Source organism: Streptomyces sp. CA-210063 (assembly GCF_024612015.1).
Lineage (GTDB): Bacteria > Actinomycetota > Actinomycetes > Streptomycetales > Streptomycetaceae > Streptomyces.
Map to the genome: position 1 here is coordinate 1,794,364 of NZ_CP102512.1, position 17,433 is coordinate 1,811,796.

Annotated in this window: 14 protein-coding genes and 3 pseudogenes; 6 read left to right on the plus strand and 11 right to left on the minus strand. The window is 71.0% G+C overall.

What is annotated here, in order from left to right:
- Positions 1 to 61: 61 nt before the first annotated feature.
- The 9 genes and pseudogenes from JIX56_RS07725 to JIX56_RS07765 all read right to left on the minus strand — a co-directional run bounded on the left by JIX56_RS07725 (position 62) and on the right by JIX56_RS07765 (position 10,533).
- A complete protein-coding gene (locus tag JIX56_RS07725; protein WP_257538022.1) occupies positions 62 to 907 on the minus strand; it encodes an SDR family oxidoreductase in 846 nt (281 codons plus the stop codon).
- A gap of 143 nt (positions 908 to 1,050) precedes the next feature.
- A pseudogene (locus JIX56_RS07730) lies at positions 1,051 to 1,504 on the minus strand (IS200/IS605 family accessory protein TnpB-related protein); the annotation flags it as partial.
- A 40-nt stretch (positions 1,505 to 1,544) separates the two neighbouring features.
- Positions 1,545 to 2,690 (minus strand): XdhC family protein, encoded by a 1,146-nt coding sequence (locus JIX56_RS07735; protein ID WP_257538023.1) that lies wholly within the window; start codon positions 2,688 to 2,690, stop codon positions 1,545 to 1,547.
- 193 nt (positions 2,691 to 2,883) lie between these two features.
- Positions 2,884 to 5,064, minus strand: a complete 2,181-nt coding sequence (locus JIX56_RS07740) for a xanthine dehydrogenase family protein molybdopterin-binding subunit (RefSeq protein WP_257538024.1) — start codon at positions 5,062 to 5,064, stop codon at positions 2,884 to 2,886.
- A pseudogene (locus JIX56_RS07745) lies at positions 5,061 to 5,207 on the minus strand (FAD binding domain-containing protein); the annotation flags it as partial. The pseudogene JIX56_RS07745 and the gene JIX56_RS07740, both read right to left, overlap by 4 nt.
- 210 nt (positions 5,208 to 5,417) lie before the next feature.
- Positions 5,418 to 7,616, minus strand: a complete 2,199-nt coding sequence (locus tag JIX56_RS07750) for a xanthine dehydrogenase family protein molybdopterin-binding subunit (RefSeq protein ID WP_257538025.1) — start codon at positions 7,614 to 7,616, stop codon at positions 5,418 to 5,420.
- Positions 7,613 to 8,596, minus strand: coding sequence for an FAD binding domain-containing protein (locus tag JIX56_RS07755; RefSeq protein ID WP_257538026.1), 984 nt, complete (start codon positions 8,594 to 8,596; stop codon positions 7,613 to 7,615). Before JIX56_RS07755 ends, JIX56_RS07750 begins: the two co-directional genes overlap by 4 nt.
- A 13-nt stretch (positions 8,597 to 8,609) precedes the next feature.
- Positions 8,610 to 9,248, minus strand: a complete 639-nt coding sequence (locus JIX56_RS07760) for a (2Fe-2S)-binding protein (protein WP_257538027.1) — start codon at positions 9,246 to 9,248, stop codon at positions 8,610 to 8,612.
- A 385-nt stretch (positions 9,249 to 9,633) separates the two neighbouring features.
- Positions 9,634 to 10,533, minus strand: a complete 900-nt coding sequence (locus JIX56_RS07765) for a helix-turn-helix transcriptional regulator (RefSeq protein ID WP_257538028.1) — start codon at positions 10,531 to 10,533, stop codon at positions 9,634 to 9,636.
- A gap of 307 nt (positions 10,534 to 10,840) precedes the next feature.
- Between JIX56_RS07765 and JIX56_RS07770 the strand changes: the two genes are divergently transcribed.
- The 3 genes from JIX56_RS07770 to JIX56_RS07780 all read left to right on the plus strand — a co-directional run bounded on the left by JIX56_RS07770 (position 10,841) and on the right by JIX56_RS07780 (position 14,029).
- Positions 10,841 to 11,218, plus strand: a complete 378-nt coding sequence (locus JIX56_RS07770; protein WP_257538029.1) for a DUF2255 family protein — start codon at positions 10,841 to 10,843, stop codon at positions 11,216 to 11,218.
- A 116-nt stretch (positions 11,219 to 11,334) separates the two neighbouring features.
- Entirely contained in the window at positions 11,335 to 12,918 is a 1,584-nt protein-coding gene (locus JIX56_RS07775; protein ID WP_257538030.1) for a Na+/H+ antiporter, read from the plus strand.
- Positions 12,919 to 12,991: 73 nt separating this feature from the next.
- On the plus strand, positions 12,992 to 14,029 hold the full coding sequence (locus tag JIX56_RS07780) for an SMP-30/gluconolactonase/LRE family protein (protein WP_257538031.1): 1,038 nt from the start codon (positions 12,992 to 12,994) through the stop codon (positions 14,027 to 14,029).
- An 80-nt stretch (positions 14,030 to 14,109) separates the two neighbouring features.
- Here the strand turns inward: JIX56_RS07780 and JIX56_RS07785 are convergent, their stop codons facing one another.
- Together JIX56_RS07785 and JIX56_RS07790 are read right to left on the minus strand one after the other, a co-directional pair.
- Positions 14,110 to 14,436: a TetR/AcrR family transcriptional regulator gene (locus JIX56_RS07785; protein WP_257538032.1), complete on the minus strand. Its 327-nt coding sequence runs from the start codon at positions 14,434 to 14,436 to the stop codon at positions 14,110 to 14,112.
- A 91-nt stretch (positions 14,437 to 14,527) separates the two neighbouring features.
- Positions 14,528 to 15,121, minus strand: a complete 594-nt coding sequence (locus JIX56_RS07790) for a TetR/AcrR family transcriptional regulator (protein ID WP_257538033.1) — start codon at positions 15,119 to 15,121, stop codon at positions 14,528 to 14,530.
- A 127-nt stretch (positions 15,122 to 15,248) separates the two neighbouring features.
- Here JIX56_RS07790 and JIX56_RS07795 point away from each other — a divergent pair, with 127 nt between their 5' ends.
- From JIX56_RS07795 to JIX56_RS07805, 3 genes and pseudogenes are all read left to right on the plus strand, one after another.
- Positions 15,249 to 16,019, plus strand: a complete 771-nt coding sequence (locus JIX56_RS07795) for an SDR family NAD(P)-dependent oxidoreductase (RefSeq protein ID WP_257538034.1) — start codon at positions 15,249 to 15,251, stop codon at positions 16,017 to 16,019.
- 99 nt (positions 16,020 to 16,118) lie between these two features.
- Positions 16,119 to 16,871: an NADPH-dependent F420 reductase gene (locus tag JIX56_RS07800; protein ID WP_257538035.1), complete on the plus strand. Its 753-nt coding sequence runs from the start codon at positions 16,119 to 16,121 to the stop codon at positions 16,869 to 16,871.
- A gap of 37 nt (positions 16,872 to 16,908) precedes the next feature.
- A pseudogene (locus JIX56_RS07805) lies at positions 16,909 to 17,282 on the plus strand (LLM class flavin-dependent oxidoreductase); the annotation flags it as partial.
- Between the last annotated feature and the right edge of the window lie 151 nt (positions 17,283 to 17,433).

The window sequence follows — 17,433 nt, forward strand, 5'->3', positions numbered from 1 at the left end:
GCCACGACGATGCCGCAGACGATCGACGGGCCTTCACGCGTTTCCGGCGGAGCCCTCGGCGTCAGCTCTGTGCCCGGCCCACAGGCCACACCTGCGCGGCCCGAAGAGCCGCGATCACACCGCCGTCCGCCAGGAGGTCGGACCCGGTGATGAAGCCGGCCTGGTGACCGAGCAGGAAGGCCGCTGCCTCGGCGACGTCGTCGGGGGTGCCGATGCGTCCGGCGGCTGACGTCTCGATCATCTGGCGGTACCCCTCGGCGCCTGGGCCGGACATCTCGTCCTGGGCCAGCGGCGTGGAGATGATGCCGGGGCTGATGCAGTTGATACGGGCACCGTGCCTGCCCCACTCGACGGCGGCGGCTTGCACGCGCAGCGCGTTGCCCCGCTTGGACAGGGCGTAGGCGGCACCGGAGTCACCCACCTTCTCGGGGGCCAGGAAGGGCAGGGCGAGCAGTTCGGAGACAGGGGTGCTCGCAAGCGCGTGCTCGGTGTCGTACGGGTAGGCGCCCGCCATGTGGCCGGCCATGCTGGAGATGACGACACCGGCGCCGCCGGGCGCGATGACGCGGGCGAACTCGTCGAGGACCAGTGCGGTGCCGAGCAGGTCGACGTGCAGGACCTGCTCCGTGGTGCCCTGTACGGGCGAGACTCCGGCGCTGTGCACGACCTGTGTGACCGGGCCCAGCTCCGCGGCGGCGTCGGCGAGCCGGGCCACCGCGTCGGGCTCCGAGACGTCGACGAGGTGCGTGGTCACGTCATAGCCCGCGCCACGCAGCTGCTCGGCGGCGACGCCCAGTGCCTTCTCGCTGTAGTCGGCGAGCAGCACGGTGCGGCCGATGCCCACGCGACGGGCGATCGCCAGGCCGATACCGCCCGCACCGATGATGACCGCTACGTCCTTGTCCATCGTCTGTCTCCTGTGATCGAAAAAAGGGGGCCTTGCCGAGGAAGAGATCTCCTACGAGCATTCAGCCTGCTCCGCGGCGCCGCGATGTGGCAGGCCGGGCTGTGCCCTGTAGCGGTGTTCAGTGACCTGCCAGGGCACCGTTCCTAAAGACTGAGTGGGAGTGAGTCCTGGTGCCAGGACTCATGCTCAGCCGGCTGCCCCGAACGGTGTTGGGCACCCTGGTTCCCCGCTTTCGCTCCACCGCCGGGCGGCGCGCATCCGGTGCGCGGTCCGGGCAGGTGGGGGGCGGGGTTCCTCACGCCGCCGGGTCTCCGGTCGGGCCTGGACAGTCCGATGCCCCGCAGCATCACTCCGGTGCTGCGGGGGCGGTGCCGTCCTCCCCCAGTGCCTTAAGGGCCTGGGAGGTGCCCCCAGCCTGATCGGGTGCCCGAGGGCGCGTCGCCCGACCGCGATGCTCGCCGCATCGTGCCGGGACATCTTGCGTCGTGGGGTGGTCAGGGGTTTCTGCCAGTGCTGGGCACCCCACCGGCTGGTGTACGCCGGATCCACCGCGACAACGGCGATGTCCTGCTCGGCGGCCATCGACAGCCGCATCCGACCCCGGCACTCACTCATAGTCACCAAAAGCCACTCCCGCTCAGTACACCGGCGGCAGTTCCCAACCCCTCGCGGCAAGGGGCTCGTGGATGGGCCCGGAGCCATGGGAGAGAGGCAGCCCGGTGCCGTGGTGGGCATGGGCGATGATCTCCGCGGTGATGGAGACGGCCGTCTCCTCAGGGGTGCGGGCACCGAGGTCCAGGCCGATCGGTGAGTGGAGACGGGCCAGATGCGTCTCCGGCACGCCCGCCTCCCGCAGCAGGCCCAGGCGGTGGTCGTGGGTACGCCGGGAGCCCATCGCACCCACATACCCCACGGGCAGGCTCAGGGCCAGGCGCAGGAGCGGGACGTCGAACCTGGCGTCGTGGGTGAGCACGCACACGGCGGTACGGGCGTCCACCTCGGTGCCGGCCAGGTAACGGTGCGGCCAGTCGACGACCACCTCGTCGGCGTACGGGAAGCGGGCGGCAGTGGCAAAGACCGGGCGGGCGTCGCAGACAGTGACCCGATAGCCGAGGAAGGCTCCGGCCTGGCTGAGGGCGGCGGCGAAGTCGACGGCGCCGAAGATCAGCATGCGGGGGCGGGGCGCGCGGGTGTGGACGAGGACGGTCAGCCGTTCGGGGCAGGTGTCGGCGTCCCCTCCCACCTCGACCAACCCGATGCGGCCCGCCCGGAGCAGGGCGCGGGCCTGCGCCGCGACCGCCCTGTTCTCTCGCGCGCCGCCCAGGGTTCCGTCGTACGCGCTGCCGTCGCCGAGAACGCACAGGCTGCGGCCGAGGAGTTCCTCCGGCCCGTCCACCACCTGCGCCACGGCGGCGGGTCCGCCTCGCCGTACCTCGTCGAGGGCAAGGGTGAGGTGGGGCTGGTCGACCGGGTCCACTCGCTGCACCAGCACGTCGATCTCGCCGCCGCAGGTCAGGCCCACGGCGAAGGCGTCGTCGTCGGAGTAGCCGAAACGGGACCGTGCGGGGGCGCCGGAGTCGGCCAGGACCTGGCGGCACAGTTCGTAGACCGCTCCCTCCACGCAGCCTCCGGAGACGCTGCCGGCCACATTGCCGTCCGCGTCCACGGCGAGTGCGGTACCGGGCGGCAGGGGCGCGCTGCCGCTGACCTGGACGACGGTGGCGAGGGCGAAGGGACGTGCCTCGCGGCACCAGTCGTACAGCGTGTCCGCGATGTTCAGCATGGGGGTCTCCGTGAGGGACGACGGATCGGGAGGGCCGCCGCCACGCGCCGTGGGGGACTGTGGTCGCGGCGGCGGCCCTGGTGTCCGGCGGCTGTGCGTGGCAGCCCCCGGACGGATCGGGGAGCACGACGGGGACCCGGCTCGCCACTTGGCGATTCCGTCCGCCCGGGGGCTCGTGTCTGCGGATTTCGGCTCAGAGCAACGCCTCCGCTGTGATGGGTAGTTCGCGGATCCGGCGCCCGGTGGCGTGGAACACGGCGTTGGCCACGGCTGGTGCCACGCCGACCTGCACGATCTCACCGAGGCCCTTGACGCCGATGGGGTCGGCTTCAGGGTCCTCGCCGTCGAGGTAGATCGCGCGCAGGTCGGGGATGTCGGCGTTGACCGGGAGGAGGTAGTCGGCCAGGTTGGCGTTCACTATCCGGCCGTCGCGGTGGTCGGTCACTGTGTGCTCGAGCAGGGCAGCTCCGATGCCGCCGACCATCGCGCCGAGTGCCTGGCTGTCGGCGAGCTTGGGGCTGATGATCCGGCCCGCGTCGTACACGCCGAGCATCCGCCGCACGCGAACCAGCCCCAGCCGGGCGTCCACGGCGACCTCGGCGAACATCGCGCCGTAGGCGTACATGGAGAACCGCGCCGGTCCCGACGGTGGGGTGAAGGTCCCGAGCGTCTCCAGGTGGCCGCGGTCGTTGCGCGTCAGGAGTTGCCGGTAGGTCTCCCCCTGCGCCGGGTTGTCCTTCATGTGCAGCCGCCCGCCGCGTACGACGACATGGGCGGCGTCGGCACCGTACAGCGGAGAGTCCTCGTCCTCGACGGCGAGTCGGATCGCCTGCTGCCGCAGTCTGTCGCAGCCGTCCTGGACGGCGGAGCCGACACTGGCCATGGTCCGCGAGCCGCCCTGTGCCGGGGCCGGCGGCATGAGGGAGTCGCCGAGCCGGAAGGTCACGTTGCGCATGGTCAGGCCGAGGGCGTCCGCGGCGACCTGCGTCATGGAGGTGTACGTGCCGGGGCCCATGTCGCTGGCCGAGCTCTCGACCAGTGCGGTGCCGTCCGCGTCGAGCCGGACCGAGGCCTGGGCGGCGCTGCGTACGACGTCGTAGACGCCGGTGGCCACACCGGTGCCGAACAGCCAGTCGCCGTCGCGGCTGGAGCGGGGCTCCGGGTTGCGGCGGTTCCAGCCGAACTCGCGGACGCCGACGCGGTAGCAGTCGCGCAGGCGTCGGGTGGAGAACGGCAGCCCGCTGGACGGGTCCTCCTCCGGTTCGTTGCGCAGCCTCAACTCAATGGGGTCGAGGCCCAGTTCGTGGGCAAGCTCGTCCAGCGCCGACTCCATGGGGAAGGCGGCGGTGGCGTAGCCGGGGCCGCGCATCCAGGTGGCCGCGTTCACGTCCAGCGGCACCGAGCGGTGCGTCTGACGGACATTGGGCGTCGTGTAGAGCATCTGCCCGATGCCCAGGACGGGCTCCCTGTGCGTCTCGTAACGGGAGGTCTCCGACCGCAGTTCGTGGATCACGGCGGTCAGGTGTCCGCGGCGATCACTGCCCAGACGTACCGAGTACTCGTAGGCGGGCCGGTAACCCGTGCCGAAGTACTGCTGCCTGCGGGTCAGGACGAGTTTGACCCGGCGGTCCGTCATACGGGCGGCGAGAGCCGCGATGGTGACGTGCGGCCAGGTCCGCAACGCACTGCCGAACGCGCCGCCGACGAACGGCGAGATGACCCGCACCGACTCCCGCGGGATGCCGAAGGCGCCCGCGAGCTGGTTCTGGGTGCCGACCACGTACTGGGTCTTGTCCCACACCGTGAGCCTGTCGCCGTCCCAGCGGGCGACGGTGGCGTGCGGCTCCATCGCGTTGTGGTGATTGCGGGCCAGCCGGTAGGTCGTCTCCAGCCGTACGGCGGCGGATCGCAACGCCTCGTCCGCGTCGCCGCGCGCGTAGGTCTCGGGGTCGTCGGCCGGAGGAGCCTCGGTCAGGTCGGTGGCGGGCTGCTCGGCGTCGTAGGTGACCTCGACCAGGCTCGCGGCGTGCTGCGCGGACTCCAGCGTGGTGGCCACCACGACGGCGACCGGCTGACCGTGGAAGAGGATCCGGTCGTCCTGGAACGCGAGCAGCCGCTCGAACGGGGTGTCGAGGTTCGGCAGCTCGGGTGCGTCGAGGTGGCTGATCACCGTCAGTACGCCGGGCTGGGCGAGGGCGGCGCGGGTGTCGATGCCAGTGATCCGTCCCAGGGCGACGGTGCTGTCGACGACGACCGCGTGCACGACACCGTCAGGGTCGTGGTCGGCGGCGTACTTCGCCCGGCCGGTCACCTTCAGGCGTCCGTCCACGCGGGAGAGCGGTGCGCCGACGGCTGCTTGCGGCTGGGGGCTCACTTGGTACCTCCTACGATGCGCAGCTGGCGTTCGACGGCCCGCTGAAGCAACTCGACCTTGGACCTGTTGTGTTGGAAGGGACAGGCGCCATACTCGACGGCGGCCAGCTTCCACGGCACGGTGTCCACACCACCGGCGGCCACGCACGGGAGGCCCCTCATGCGCCGGGTCTCCGTAAGGGACGACGGATGGGGCGGGCCGCCGCCGCGCGCCGTGGGGGAACGGTTGGTCGCGGCAGCGGCCCTGGTGTCCGCCGGCGGTGCGTGGCCGGCCGCCGGACGGTTGTGGAGAGCACGCCGGGCGGCCGTTTCGCGACGAAACCGGCTGCCCGGGGTGCTCGTATCGGCCTCGGCTCAGAGCATCGCCTCGGCGGTGATGGGCAGTTCGCGGATCCGGCGCCCGGTGGCGTGGAACACGGCGTTGGCGACGGCCGGTGCCACGCCGACCTGCACGACCTCCCCGAGGCCCTTGACGCCCAAGGGGTCGGCCTCCGTGTCCTCCCCTTCGAGGTAGATCGCTCGCAGGTCGGGGACGTCGGCGTTGACGGGCACTAGGTAGTCGGCGAGGTTGGCGTTCACGATCCGGCCGTCGCGGTGGTCGGTGACCGTGTGCTCAAGGAGAGCCGTGCCGATACCGCCCACCATGGCTCCGAGTGCCTGGCTGTCCGCGAGCTTGGGACTGATGATGCGGCCCGCGTCGTACACGCCGAGCATCCGCCGCACGCGAACCAGGCCCAGCCGGGCGTCCACGGCGACCTCGGCGAAGGTCGCCGCGTAGGCATGGGTGGAGAACCGTTCCACTTCCTCGCCCGGCGTGTAGGACCCGTTCGCCTCGAGGCGGGTGCGGTTGTTGCGGGCCAGGAGCTGACGGTAGGTCTCCCCGCGCGCCGGGTTGTCCTTCACGTGCAGCCGGCCGCCCCGTACGACGACATCGTCCGGGTCGACGCCGTACAGCGGCGATCCCTCGTCCGCGACGGCCAGCCTGATCGCCTGCTGCCGCAGCTTGTCGCAGCCGTCCTGAACGGCGGAGCCGACGCTGGCCATGGTCTTCGAACCGCCCTGCAGCGGCGCCGGCGGCATGAGGGAGTCGCCGAGCCGGAAGGTCACGTTGCGCATGGTCAGGCCGAGGGCGTCCGCGGCGACCTGCGTCATGGAGGTGTACGTGCCCGGCCCCATGTCACTGGCGGCGGACTGCACCAGCGCGGTGCCGTCGGCGTCCAGCCGGACCGAGGCCTGGGCCGGGTCCCGCCGGGTGTGGTAGGCGCCGGCGGCCATGCCGGTGCCGATCAGCCAGTCGCCGTCGCGGGTGGAGCGCGGCCGGGGGTCGCGGCGGTTCCAGCCGAACTCGCGGGCGCCGGTGGCGAGGCACTCGCGCAGCCGCCGGGTGGAGAACGGCAGCCCGTCGGACGGGTCGTCCTCCGGTTCGTTGCGCAGCCGCAGCTCGATCGGGTCGACGCCCAGCTCGTACGCGAGTTCGTCCATCGCCGACTCGACGGCGTAGGAGGCGGTGGCGTAGCCGGGGCCGCGCATCCACGTCGGTGTGTTCACGTCCAACGGCACCGACCGGTGCGTCATGCGGACGTTGGGCGTGTCGTAGAGCATCTGCCCGAGCGACAGGATGGGCTCGCCGTGCGTCTCGTAACGGGACGTCTCCGACCTCAGGTCGTGGATCATCCCGGTCACCCGTCCGCGCCGGTCACTGCCCACCCGTACCCGGTACTCGTACGTGGGCCGGTAGCCCACATGGAAGTAGAGCTGCTCGCGGGTCAGCGCGAGCTTCACCGGACGCCCCGTCTCGCGAGCGGCGACGGCCGCGATGGTGGTCTGCGGCCAGACCCTCGACGCGTTGCCGAACGCGCCGCCGACGAACGGTGAGATCACGCGCACCGAGTCCTGCGGGATGCCGAACACGGCGGCGAGTTCGTTCCGGGTGCCCTGCACCCACTGCGTCTTGTCCCAGACGGTGAGCCGGTCGCCGTCCCAGCGGGCGACGGTGGCGTGCGGCTCCATCGCGTTGTGGTGATTGCGGGCGAGCCCGTAGGTCATCTCCATGCGTACGGCCGAGGAGTCCAGCGCCGCCTCCGCGTCGCCCCGGGCGTAGTTCTGGGGCTGGCCGCCGGCCGGGCTGCCGCTCATGTCGGTCGTGGGCTTCCGCGACTCGTACTCGACCTTCACCAGGTCCGCGGCGTGCTGCGCGACCTCCAGGGTGGTGGCCACCACCACGGCGACCGGCTGACCGTGGAAGAGGATCTGGTCGTCCTGGAAGGCGCGCAGCCGTCTGCCGGGCGGGTTGTATCCCCCGGGGTTGTCGCGGTACTCCAGCGTGGGTGCGTTGAGGTGGCTGATCACCGTCAGTACGCCGGGCTGGGCTTCGGCGGCGCGGGTGTCGATGCCGGTGATCCGACCCAGGGCGACGGTGCTGTCGACGACGACCGCGTGCACGACGCCGTCGGGGTCGAAGTCGGCGGCGTACTGTGCCTTGCCGGTGACCTTGAGCCGCCCGTCCACCCGGGAGAGCGGTGCGCCGACGGCTGCCTGCGGCTGCGGGCTCATTCACTCTCTCCTACGATGCGCAGCTGGCGCTCGACTGTTCGCCGGAGCAACTCGACCTTGAAACGGTTGTGTTGGAGGGGCCGGGCCCCGTCTGACGCCTCCCCGGCCGCCTCGGCCCACAACGCGTCCGAGGGGCGCTCGCCGATGAGGCGGCGCTCGACGGCGGGCAGCTTCCAGGGCACGGTGCCGACGCCCCCGGCGGCCACCTTCGCCTCGCGGATCACGCCGCCGCGGATGTGCAGGGCGACGGCGGCCGAGGTGAGGGCGAACTCGTACGACTGCCGGTCCCGCACCTTCAGGTAGCCGGACCTGAGCGGCCGCGGAAGGGCCGGTATCTCGACGGCGGTGATCAACTCACCCCGCTGGAGGGCCTGTTCGCGGTTCGGGGTGCTGCCGGGTTTGAGGAGGAAGTCGGCGAAGGGGACGGTGCGCTCACTTCCGTCCGGACCCAGCAGACGCACGCGCGCCTCCAGCGCGGCAAAGGCCACGGCGACGTCGGAGGGATGCGTGGCCACGCAGTCGTCGGAGGTGCCGAGGATCGCGTGGGTGCGGTTGAAGCCTTCGCGCGCGGCGCAACCAGAGCCAGGGTCCCGCTTGTTGCAGTCGGCGCTCACGTCCCGGAAGTACGTGCACCGGGTGCGCTGCATGATGTTGCCGCCGATGGTGGCCATGTTGCGCAGCTGGGGGGAGGCGCTCAGCTCCAGCGCCTGCGAGATGACCGGGTAGAGGGTGCGCACCTTGGGGTGGGCGGCGGCGTCCGTCATCCGTACGAGAGCGCCGATGCGCAGGCCGCCGCGCTCGGTGACGGTCACGTCCCGCAGCGGCAGGTCGCTGATGTCGACGAGCGTGTCGGGGCGCTCGACGGTCTCACGCATCAGGTCGACCAGGGTGGTGCCGCCGGCTATGTAACGCCCGCCGCGACGCCCGGCGTTGAGTGCCTCACGGGTGTCGGAGGCCTTGGTGAAGGAGAAGGGGTACATGGGGGGGCGGGCCTCATTTCCCGTGGGCGGCCTGGTCGACCGCCTTGACGATCTTGACGTAGCAGCCGCAGCGGCAGATGTTGCCGCTCATCCACTCCCGGATCTCCTCGGCGGAGTCCGTGTGGCCTTCCTCGATACAGCCGACGCCGGACATGATCTGACCCGGGGTGCAGAACCCGCACTGGAAAGCGTCCTGTTCGACGAACGCCGCCTGCAGCGGGTGCAGCCGGTCGCCGTTGGCGAGTCCCTCGATCGTGGTGACCTCGGCACCCTCCAGACGCACAGCCAGCGTCAGACAGGAGTTGACCCGTTGCCCGTCGACCAGGACCGTGCAGGCCCCGCAGGCACCCGCGTTGCAGCCCTTCTTGGAACCGGTCAGCCCGAAGTGCTCACGCAGCAGGTCCAGCAGCGACGTCCGGTTGTCGATCGTGACCGTGCGCCGCTCGCCGTTGACGGTCAACGCGAGTCGACCGCTGGGCGGGGCCTCGGCGGCCGGCGACTCCTGGTCGGTCAGGACCGATCCCGCGGTCAGGCCACCCGCCGCGACCACACCACCGACGGCGGCTGTCGTCGCGATGAAGGTGCGCCGGGTGGGCACCGGCGCGGGTCCTTCGGACAGTTCGAGGGGTGTGTCCGGGAGTTCGGTGGTCATACGCACTCTCTCGCTTTGGGGGATGCGGCGGAGGATCGGCCGTCTCGGGCTGGTACGCCACGACCGTCCGGCGACGCTGTGCGGTATGCGCGCAGGCGCCCGTCCGTCGACACCCGGCGGACGCGGGTCGTCGCCGGAAGCCCTTCGCGGAGGCCCGTTGTGGGGTGGGCCCTCGGCGTTCCGGCAGTGAGCCGAGATGCGGGACAGGCCGCGGTTACGGCTGTGATCTCGGCGCAGGGTCCAGCCTGTGCCGGGTGACGGAGAGCCGCCAGGGAGTACTTTGCGTACGACTCCCGTGCCTACGTCCGGCAGTAGCAGTCAGTTCAAGCCAACGCCTGAGGCGATGGCTTGCTTGATGTTCTGGGTTCGCCGGTTCGCCGGTTCGCTATTGCGCGGGCGACGTCGACGGCTTTGAGGCCTTCTCCTGCGCGGCCTTGTCGAGGAGGACCATCGCGTCGTACTCGGGGGTGTCGGGTTCGGCGTAGAAGACGACCAGGTGCTGGCTGTTGGTGCCGTTCAGCGTCAAGCCCTGGTAACCGAGGGCGAGTTCACCGACGTCGGGATGGTGGTACGTGTGGCGGCCACTGGTGTTTCCCTTGACGTCGTAGCGGTCCCACATGCGCGCGAACTCCGGGCTCTTGCTCAGGAGTTCGTCGACGATGAGCGCGAGGTCGGGGGCGTCCGGCTCGATGCCGGCCAGCCCGCGCAGCCATGCGACGACGCTGCGGACCGCGCCGTCCCAGTCGGCGAACAGGTTGCGGGCGGCGGGGTGGAGGAAGACGTAGCGCGCGAGGTTGCGCTGCTCCCCCTGCCAGTCCTCGATCCCGGCGAACAGGCGCAGTCCGCCGGGGTTGGCGGCGAGCAGTTCGAAGGTGCGGCCGACGACGTACGCGGGATTGGGCCGCAGGCTCTCCAGGATCAACTCGGTGCCCGGAGGTACGGACCGGCTCGGCACCGTCGTCGGCGCGGCCACGTTCCCGTCGGCGCTCGCCGCGAGTTCTCGCAGGTGCTTGTGCTCGGCCTCCCCCAGGCGCAGAGCGCGGGCGATGGCGTCGATCACGGACGGGCTGGGACGGGTCTCGGTCCCGCGCTCCAGACGTGCGTAGTAGTCGATGCTGATGCCGGCGAGCGTGGCCAGTTCCTCACGGCGCAGCCCCGGGGTGCGGCGCAATCCGGAGGAGGCCGGCAGGCCGACGTCGCCGGGCGTCACCCGGCTGCGGCGTGCGCGCAGAAAGCGTCCCAGCTCGGTGCCGCCGCTACCGCCACTGTGCTGCTCACGTGCCATACCTTCCAGTGTGGCAGCCCCGTGACCCGTGTGGCGGTGCACACGACGTCGAGGGGTGCCCTGTCACAGCACTGAACACGGCTGCCTGGCACAACCCGGCCTGCCATCCGGCGCGTGCGGGCGGCAAGCTGAGGGCACGCGGATGTTCCCAGGTCCGCGGCGTGCGGGCGTGGCCAGTGGCCCACGGGGTGACGATTCCCGAGGACCTGCGCGCCCGCTTGCCGGTCGTGACGGCGCTGCTCATCGTGACCTCGGCAGCCGCCCACCTGCGGCGAGGACCACATCCGTACGTACGAAGGAGACCCCGATGGCGACGGCATGGACGAACGACGAACTCGACAGGGTCGGGGCGGCGGAGGAGCTGGTGATCGCGTCCGTGCGCCGAAACGGTGTGCTGAGCAAGCCGCGGACCATCTGGGTCGTCCGCGTGGGTGACGGGATCTACGTCCGTTCGGTGTACGGCCCCACCTCCGACTGGTTCCGCACGACGCGTTCGCGTCAGGAGGGTCACATCCGGGCAGGTGGCGTGGACAAGGACGTCTCTTTCCTCGATGCCGACCACGACATCAATGGTCAGGTGGACGCCGCCTACCGCAGCAAGTACGGGCACTACGCCGCGGAGATCATCGAGGCCATCACGAGCCCCAAGGCGTCCACCACGACGATGCAGCTCGTGCCGCGCTGACCCCGGCTTCCGCAACGAGCCAGCCCGGATACCCCGACCAAGAACAGTCCCGCGCACCGCGCCGGGCCTCCTGCGGCCTCCCGCCGCACTTGCACCACCTGTCCAGGAGATGAAACGTGCTCGGTCTCGAACTCGTCGTGGTCCTGTGCGCGACCGTGCTCGTGTGCCAGGTCGCGGGAGACCGGCTCCGTATCGCGCCGCCCGTCCTGCTGCTGGCCGCGGGGGCGCTGCTGGGATTCGTCCCGGCACTGCGCGAAGTGCATCTGCCGCCGGAGGCGATGCTGCTGCTGTTCCTCCCGGCGCTCCTGTACTGGGAGAGCCTGACGACCTCCCTGCGCGGGATCCGGCAGGACCTGCGCGGCATCATGCTGATGAGCACCGCGCTGGTCATCCTCACCGCCTGGGCCGTAGCAGCGGTCGCGCACGCCCTGGGGCTTCCCTGGGGGCCGGCCTGGGTACTCGGTGCGGCCGTCGCACCCACCGACGCGACGACGGTCGGCGTTCTCGCCCGCATGCTGCCCCGCCGCAGCATCACCCTGCTGCGCGCCGAAAGCCTGATCAACGACGGCACGGCCCTGGTCGTCTACGGACTCGCCGTCGGCATCACCGTCGGCGAGGAGCACTTCAGCGTGCCGCACGTCGGATGGCTCTTCCTCCTCGCCTACGTCGGCGGAGCCGCGGCCGGAGCCGTGACCGCCTGGGTCGGCATCCAGCTGCGCCGCCGCCTGGACGACCCCCTGCTGGGGAACGTGGTCACGATCGGTACGCCCTTCACCGCGTTCCTCCTCGCCGAGGAGATCGAGGCCTCCGGTGTCCTGGCCGTCGTGGTGGCCGGGCTGATCATGAGCCAGGTCGGCCCGCGTCTGATCGGGGCGGCGACGCGGCGGCAGGGGCAGGCGTTCTGGTCGCTGTCCACGTTCCTGCTCAACGCCTCCCTGTTCGTCCTCGTCGGCCTGGAGGTACAGTCCGCCGTCCGCGAACTGACCAGCGACGACCTCACCCACGCCCTGATCACCGTCGGAGTCGTGTCCGTCGTGCTCGTCGCCGTGCGCTTCGCCTTCCAGTTCGGCGCCGTGTACCTGATCCGTCTGCTGGACCGCCGCCCACAGCAGCGGCTGCGCCGGATGAGCCATCGGGCCCGGGTGGTCGGCGGGGTCACCGGATTCCGGGGGGCGGTGTCACTGGCCGTGGCGCTGTCGGTCCCGGAGACGTTGGATTCGGGCGCGCCCTTCCCCGACCGCGACGTGATCGTCTTCGTGACCTCCGGGGTCATCATGCTGACCCTGGTGGTGCAGGGCCTGCTCCTGCCGCGCGTGGTCCGCTGGGCCCGCCTCCCCCACGACACGTCCGCCGAGGAGGAGCGCTCCCTCGCCGAGACGACCGCCGCCGAGGAAGCCCTCAAGGCGCTGCCGGAGGTGGCCGCCGGTCTCGGCACCGCCCCGGAGGTCGCCGAATGGACGCGCCACGAGTACGAGACCCACCTGCGCGTCGTACGCGCCGACGACGATGCCGACGACGCCGTGGTCCTGCGCCACAAGGAGGACTACACCGCGCTGAGCCTCGCCCTCCTCGCCCGCAAACGCGCCAGCGTCGTCAGACTCCGCGACGAGAACCACATCGACGACACCGTGCTACGCCAGGTACAGGCCTACCTCGACATCGAGGAAGTACGCCTGTCCGGGGCCGAGTTGAGCGACTGACGCCCCCGGCCTTTCCTGCCCCACCCCACGCGCAACCACAGTTGCGCCCTTCAAGAAAAGTGCGATGCACCCCATGGAAACCTCCATAGCAGTCCCCACCGCAACCCTCCTGAACAAGCGGTTCAGACTCGCGGCGGCGATCGCCGCGACGGCGGCCGTTCTCGTCTCGACGCCGTCCGCGTCCGCGTCCGCATTCGCATCCACGGCGACGGAGACATCCCCGAAGCCGGTCGTCACCGACGTGAAGACCCTCGCCTCCTTCGACTTCACCGCCGGAGACTCCCCGGAGAACATCACCGTCAACCCGGACAACTCACTGACCGTCTCCATGCTCGGCAGCGTGGCGGGCAAGCGTCCGGCGCTGGTGCGGATCGCCCCGTCCGGGCGCAGCCAGGTGATCGTCGCCGGGCAGCCGGGCGACACGTTCACCGGCAACACGCGCGACCGCGGCGGCAACATCTACTACAACGTGGCCTCCTCCAACTCCGCCCGGGCCGGCGTATGGACGCTGCCCCCCGGCGGCACCCCTCGCCGCATCGTCGCCCTGCCCACCGACGGACTCCCCAACGGCCTGGCCCTCGACCCGGCGGGGCGCACCCTGTACGCGGCCGACAGCAACAAGGCCACCGTATGGAGCGTCCCGGTCTCCGGTGGAAAGGCGACCGCCTGGCTGACCGACCCCACCCTCGAAGGCGACCCGTCCGTACCCCTCGGTGCGAACGGGCTCCGCTTCCACAAGGGCGCCGTCTGGGTCTCCAACCTCGCGAAGGGCACCCTGTTGCGCATCCCGGTCACCGCCACAGGCGCCCCCGGCCGGATCCACACCGTGACCAGCAGCCTCACCGGCGTTGACGACTTCACCTTCCTCAACGACCGCTCCGACGTGGTGTTCGCCGCGCAGAACGGCCTCAACCAGGTCGCGCTCGTCCACCCCGACGGGACCACCGAGACCGTCCTGACCGCCTCGGACGGCCTCGCTTCCCCCACCTCCACCGCTGTGCGCGGAAACCGGCTCTACGTCACCAACGCCGGTCTCGCCGAGCCCCACGACGCGAAGGTGCAGCGCGGCACGATCGACCCCGCCGCGCTGAACTGTGGCCGGACCTCCTGAACTGGCGAAGCCGGTATCCGCGGCATGACCTGCTGCGGATACCGGCAGTCGGCAGCCGGCAGCCAGATGCGAACGGCGACTCAGGTCGCCCGGCACCGGTTCAGACGAGGCTTGCGCCTCCGTCGACATTGACGCAGCGCCGTCCAGTCGCCTTCGTCGGCCGGGCGGGCGCGTACGGCGTCGGCGACCTGCCTGCCGTGGGCGTCGAGGACGCTGAGGACTGCCTCTTCCTTGCTGCCGAAGTACCGGCGGAAGGTAGTGCGGGACACCCCTGCAGCGGCAGCCAGGTCATCCGGCGTGACCTTGTCGAATCCCTCACGCAGGAACAGGTCCAACGCCACCTGGGCCAGTTCGGCCCGTATGGCGGTCCGGGCGATGGCACGGGTCTTCGCGCGCCCCGCTGCCACTTCCGCCGGCACCCCCATCCCGTACTCCGGCCTTGGCCCAGCACTGTCTTCAAGAGCCGGCATGACACCCGGTTTCACGAAGGGGGCGCGCCTACCGCAATGCGAATGCGGCGAAGGCCTCGTCGAGCAGGGCATCGAGGTCGAGGCGGCCGTCGGAGGCGGTCCAGCGGTCGACGGCGACGTTCAGGCAGTCCACCGCGGCGGCGGCACGCACCAGCGGAACCAGGAGCGAGGGCCAGGAGGGGTCGGCGCGCTCGGCGAGGGCCTGGGCGATGGCGGGGCGCCAGCCGTTCTGCTTCTCCAGCGTGCGGACGCCCAGCGCGGGCGTGCGCATGATCAGCTGGGACATCGCGAGTGCGCCGTCCGGGTCCCGGCGATGGACTTCGGTGACGGCGTCCAGCGCGCGCCGCAGTGCCGTCCAGTCACCCTCGTCGGCAGGCCGGGCGCGTAGAGCATCGGCGACCTGTTCGCCCTGGGCGTCGACGGCGCCGAGGACGGCGTCCTCCTTGCTGCCGAAATAGCGCAGGAAGGTACTGCGGGACACTCCCGCAGCCGCCGCCAGGTCATTGACGGTGACATTGTCGAAGCCCTCGCGGCGGAACAGGTCGAAGGCCACCTGGGCCAGCTCGAACCGAATGGCGGCCCGCGCGATGTCTCTCGTGTTCGTACGTACTGCTCCACTCACTTCTCGATCCTACCTCTCCCTTGACCTCGGCTCGCAACGATGAGCTACAGTTCCTGCTCTGACACCGAGTGTCACACTGTAGCGATTGACGCAAGTGTGGCGCTCCAGCTCAGCAAGGGAGAGAACCATGAGGGGTCTGCAGGGCAAGAGGATCGTCATTGCCGGGGGCGCGACCGGCATCGGCGCGGCCACGGCCGAGCGGCTCGCCGAGGAGGGGGCCTCGGTCGTCGTCGGCGACATCAATCTCGCTGGAGCGGAAGCCACTGCCAAGGACATCACCGAGTCGGGCGGCACCGCGATCGCCGTGGAGTTCGACCTCGGTGACGAGGCCACGATTCAAGCGCTGGTCGACCGGACCGTCGCCGAGTTCGGCGGGGTCGACGGTCTCTTCAACGTCGGCGCCGACCTTTCGCCAGCCACTCTGGGCGGTGACGTCGACCTGCTGGAGATGGACCCGGCCGTGTGGCGCCGCACCCACGACGTGAACCTGCTCGGCTACGCCCTGACCTGCCGGGCAGTCCTCCCGCACCTGCTGGGCCAGGGCGGCGGCGTCATCGTCAACACCTCTTCCGGCGCGGCCTGGGGCGGCGAGCCCACGCGGCCCGCGTACGCCGCCTCCAAGGCCGGGATCAACGCGCTGACCCGCCACATCGCCTCCCGCTGGGGAAAGGAGGGCATCCGCTGCAATGTCGTCGCCCCCGGCCTGGTCATGGGCGAGACCCAGCAGGAGCAGGACGACCAGCAGTTGCAGGCCATGGCGTTGCAGTACGCCCGCAGCCCGCGGCTGGGCGAGCCCTCCGATCTGGCCGGCGCCGTCGCCTTCCTCTTCTCCGACGACGCGGCCTGGATCAGCGGCCAGGCCTGGTCGATCGACGGCGGCATGAGCCTGCGCGGCTGACAGCAGCTGCTGCGGCTCCGCCACGCCCGGTCCCTCCAGGGACCCCATGCACCCTTCTCGTTCTCATTCACCTATGACCACTGACCGGAGACGTACCCCATGACCAAGACCCTCGGACTCATCGGCGCCGGCAACATCGGCAGTGCGCTGGCTCGCCTGGCCGTCGCCGCCGGCCTGAATGTCGTACTGAGCAACTCCCGCCGCCCGGAGGCCCTCGCCGACCTCGTCGCCGAACTCGGCGAGCAAGCGCGCGCGGCCACCCCCGCCGAGGCCGCGCAAGCCGGCGACCTGGTGGTGGCGACCATCCCGCTGAGCAGCTACGACAAGCTGCCGGCCGCCGCCCTGGCCGGGAAGATCGTCATCGACACCATGAACTACTACCCCGATCGCATCGGCCACATCGCCGAGTTGGACGCCGGCGGGCTGACCTCCAGCACTCTGGTGCAGCGGCACCTGGCCGACTCACGGGTGGTCAAGGCGTTCAACAACATCGACTTCGTGCGCCTGTTCACCGCAGCCAGGCCCGCCGGCGCCGACGACCGCAGTGCCCTGCCCATCGCCGGCGACGACACGGCCGCCAAGGCGCAGGTCGCCGAGCTGCTGGACGCGCTGGGCTACGACGCCGTGGACACCGGCACCCTCGACGACAGCTGGCGCAGCGAGCCGGGCACTCCCGTCTATGTCCAGCCGTACCTGCCGGCGCAGCCCGAGGGGCTGACCGACGAGGAGATGGGGCGCTGGTTCTTCGAGGCCGCAGGCGTCCCTGTGCCGGCCGCCAAAGTGAGGGAGCTGACCGAAACCGCCGTCCGGCGTACCGCGGGCGACACCCGCGCGACCCTCAGCCAGGACTGACACGCGAGACGCGGACCAAGGTCTGCGGGGCTTCCAGATGGAGGTACTGGGCGGCGCCGAGAGCGCCATGCTGGAGTGCTGCACCACGCTCGGCCACCTCGCCGCGCACACCTCCACCGTGCGACTCGGGGCGCTGGTGACCGGGGTGACGTACCGCCATCCCGGCCTGCTGGCCAGGATCGTCACCACGCTCGACCACCTCTCCGGCGGCCGCGCCACCCCGGCATCGGGGCGGCCTGGTACGAGCGCGAACATCTCGGCCTGGGCGTGCCCTTCCCGCCGACGGCCGAGCGGTTCGAACGGCTGGAGGAGACCCTGCGGATCTGCCTGCAGATGTGGGATCCGCAGGACAGCGGGCCGTTCGAGGGCAGGCACTACCAGCTGGCCGAGACCGTGTGCGTGCCACCGCCGGGAGCGCGCCGCGCCAGCGGCACGACGGCTGGCCGAACTCGGCTGACAAGAGCCGTATCCGACCGGTCGAGGCCCACCCATGGTCATGGCGAACGAAGCAGCCCGTGCCTCGGCCCCGGCCCCGGCCCCGGTGGACAGCGCGCCTGGAAGC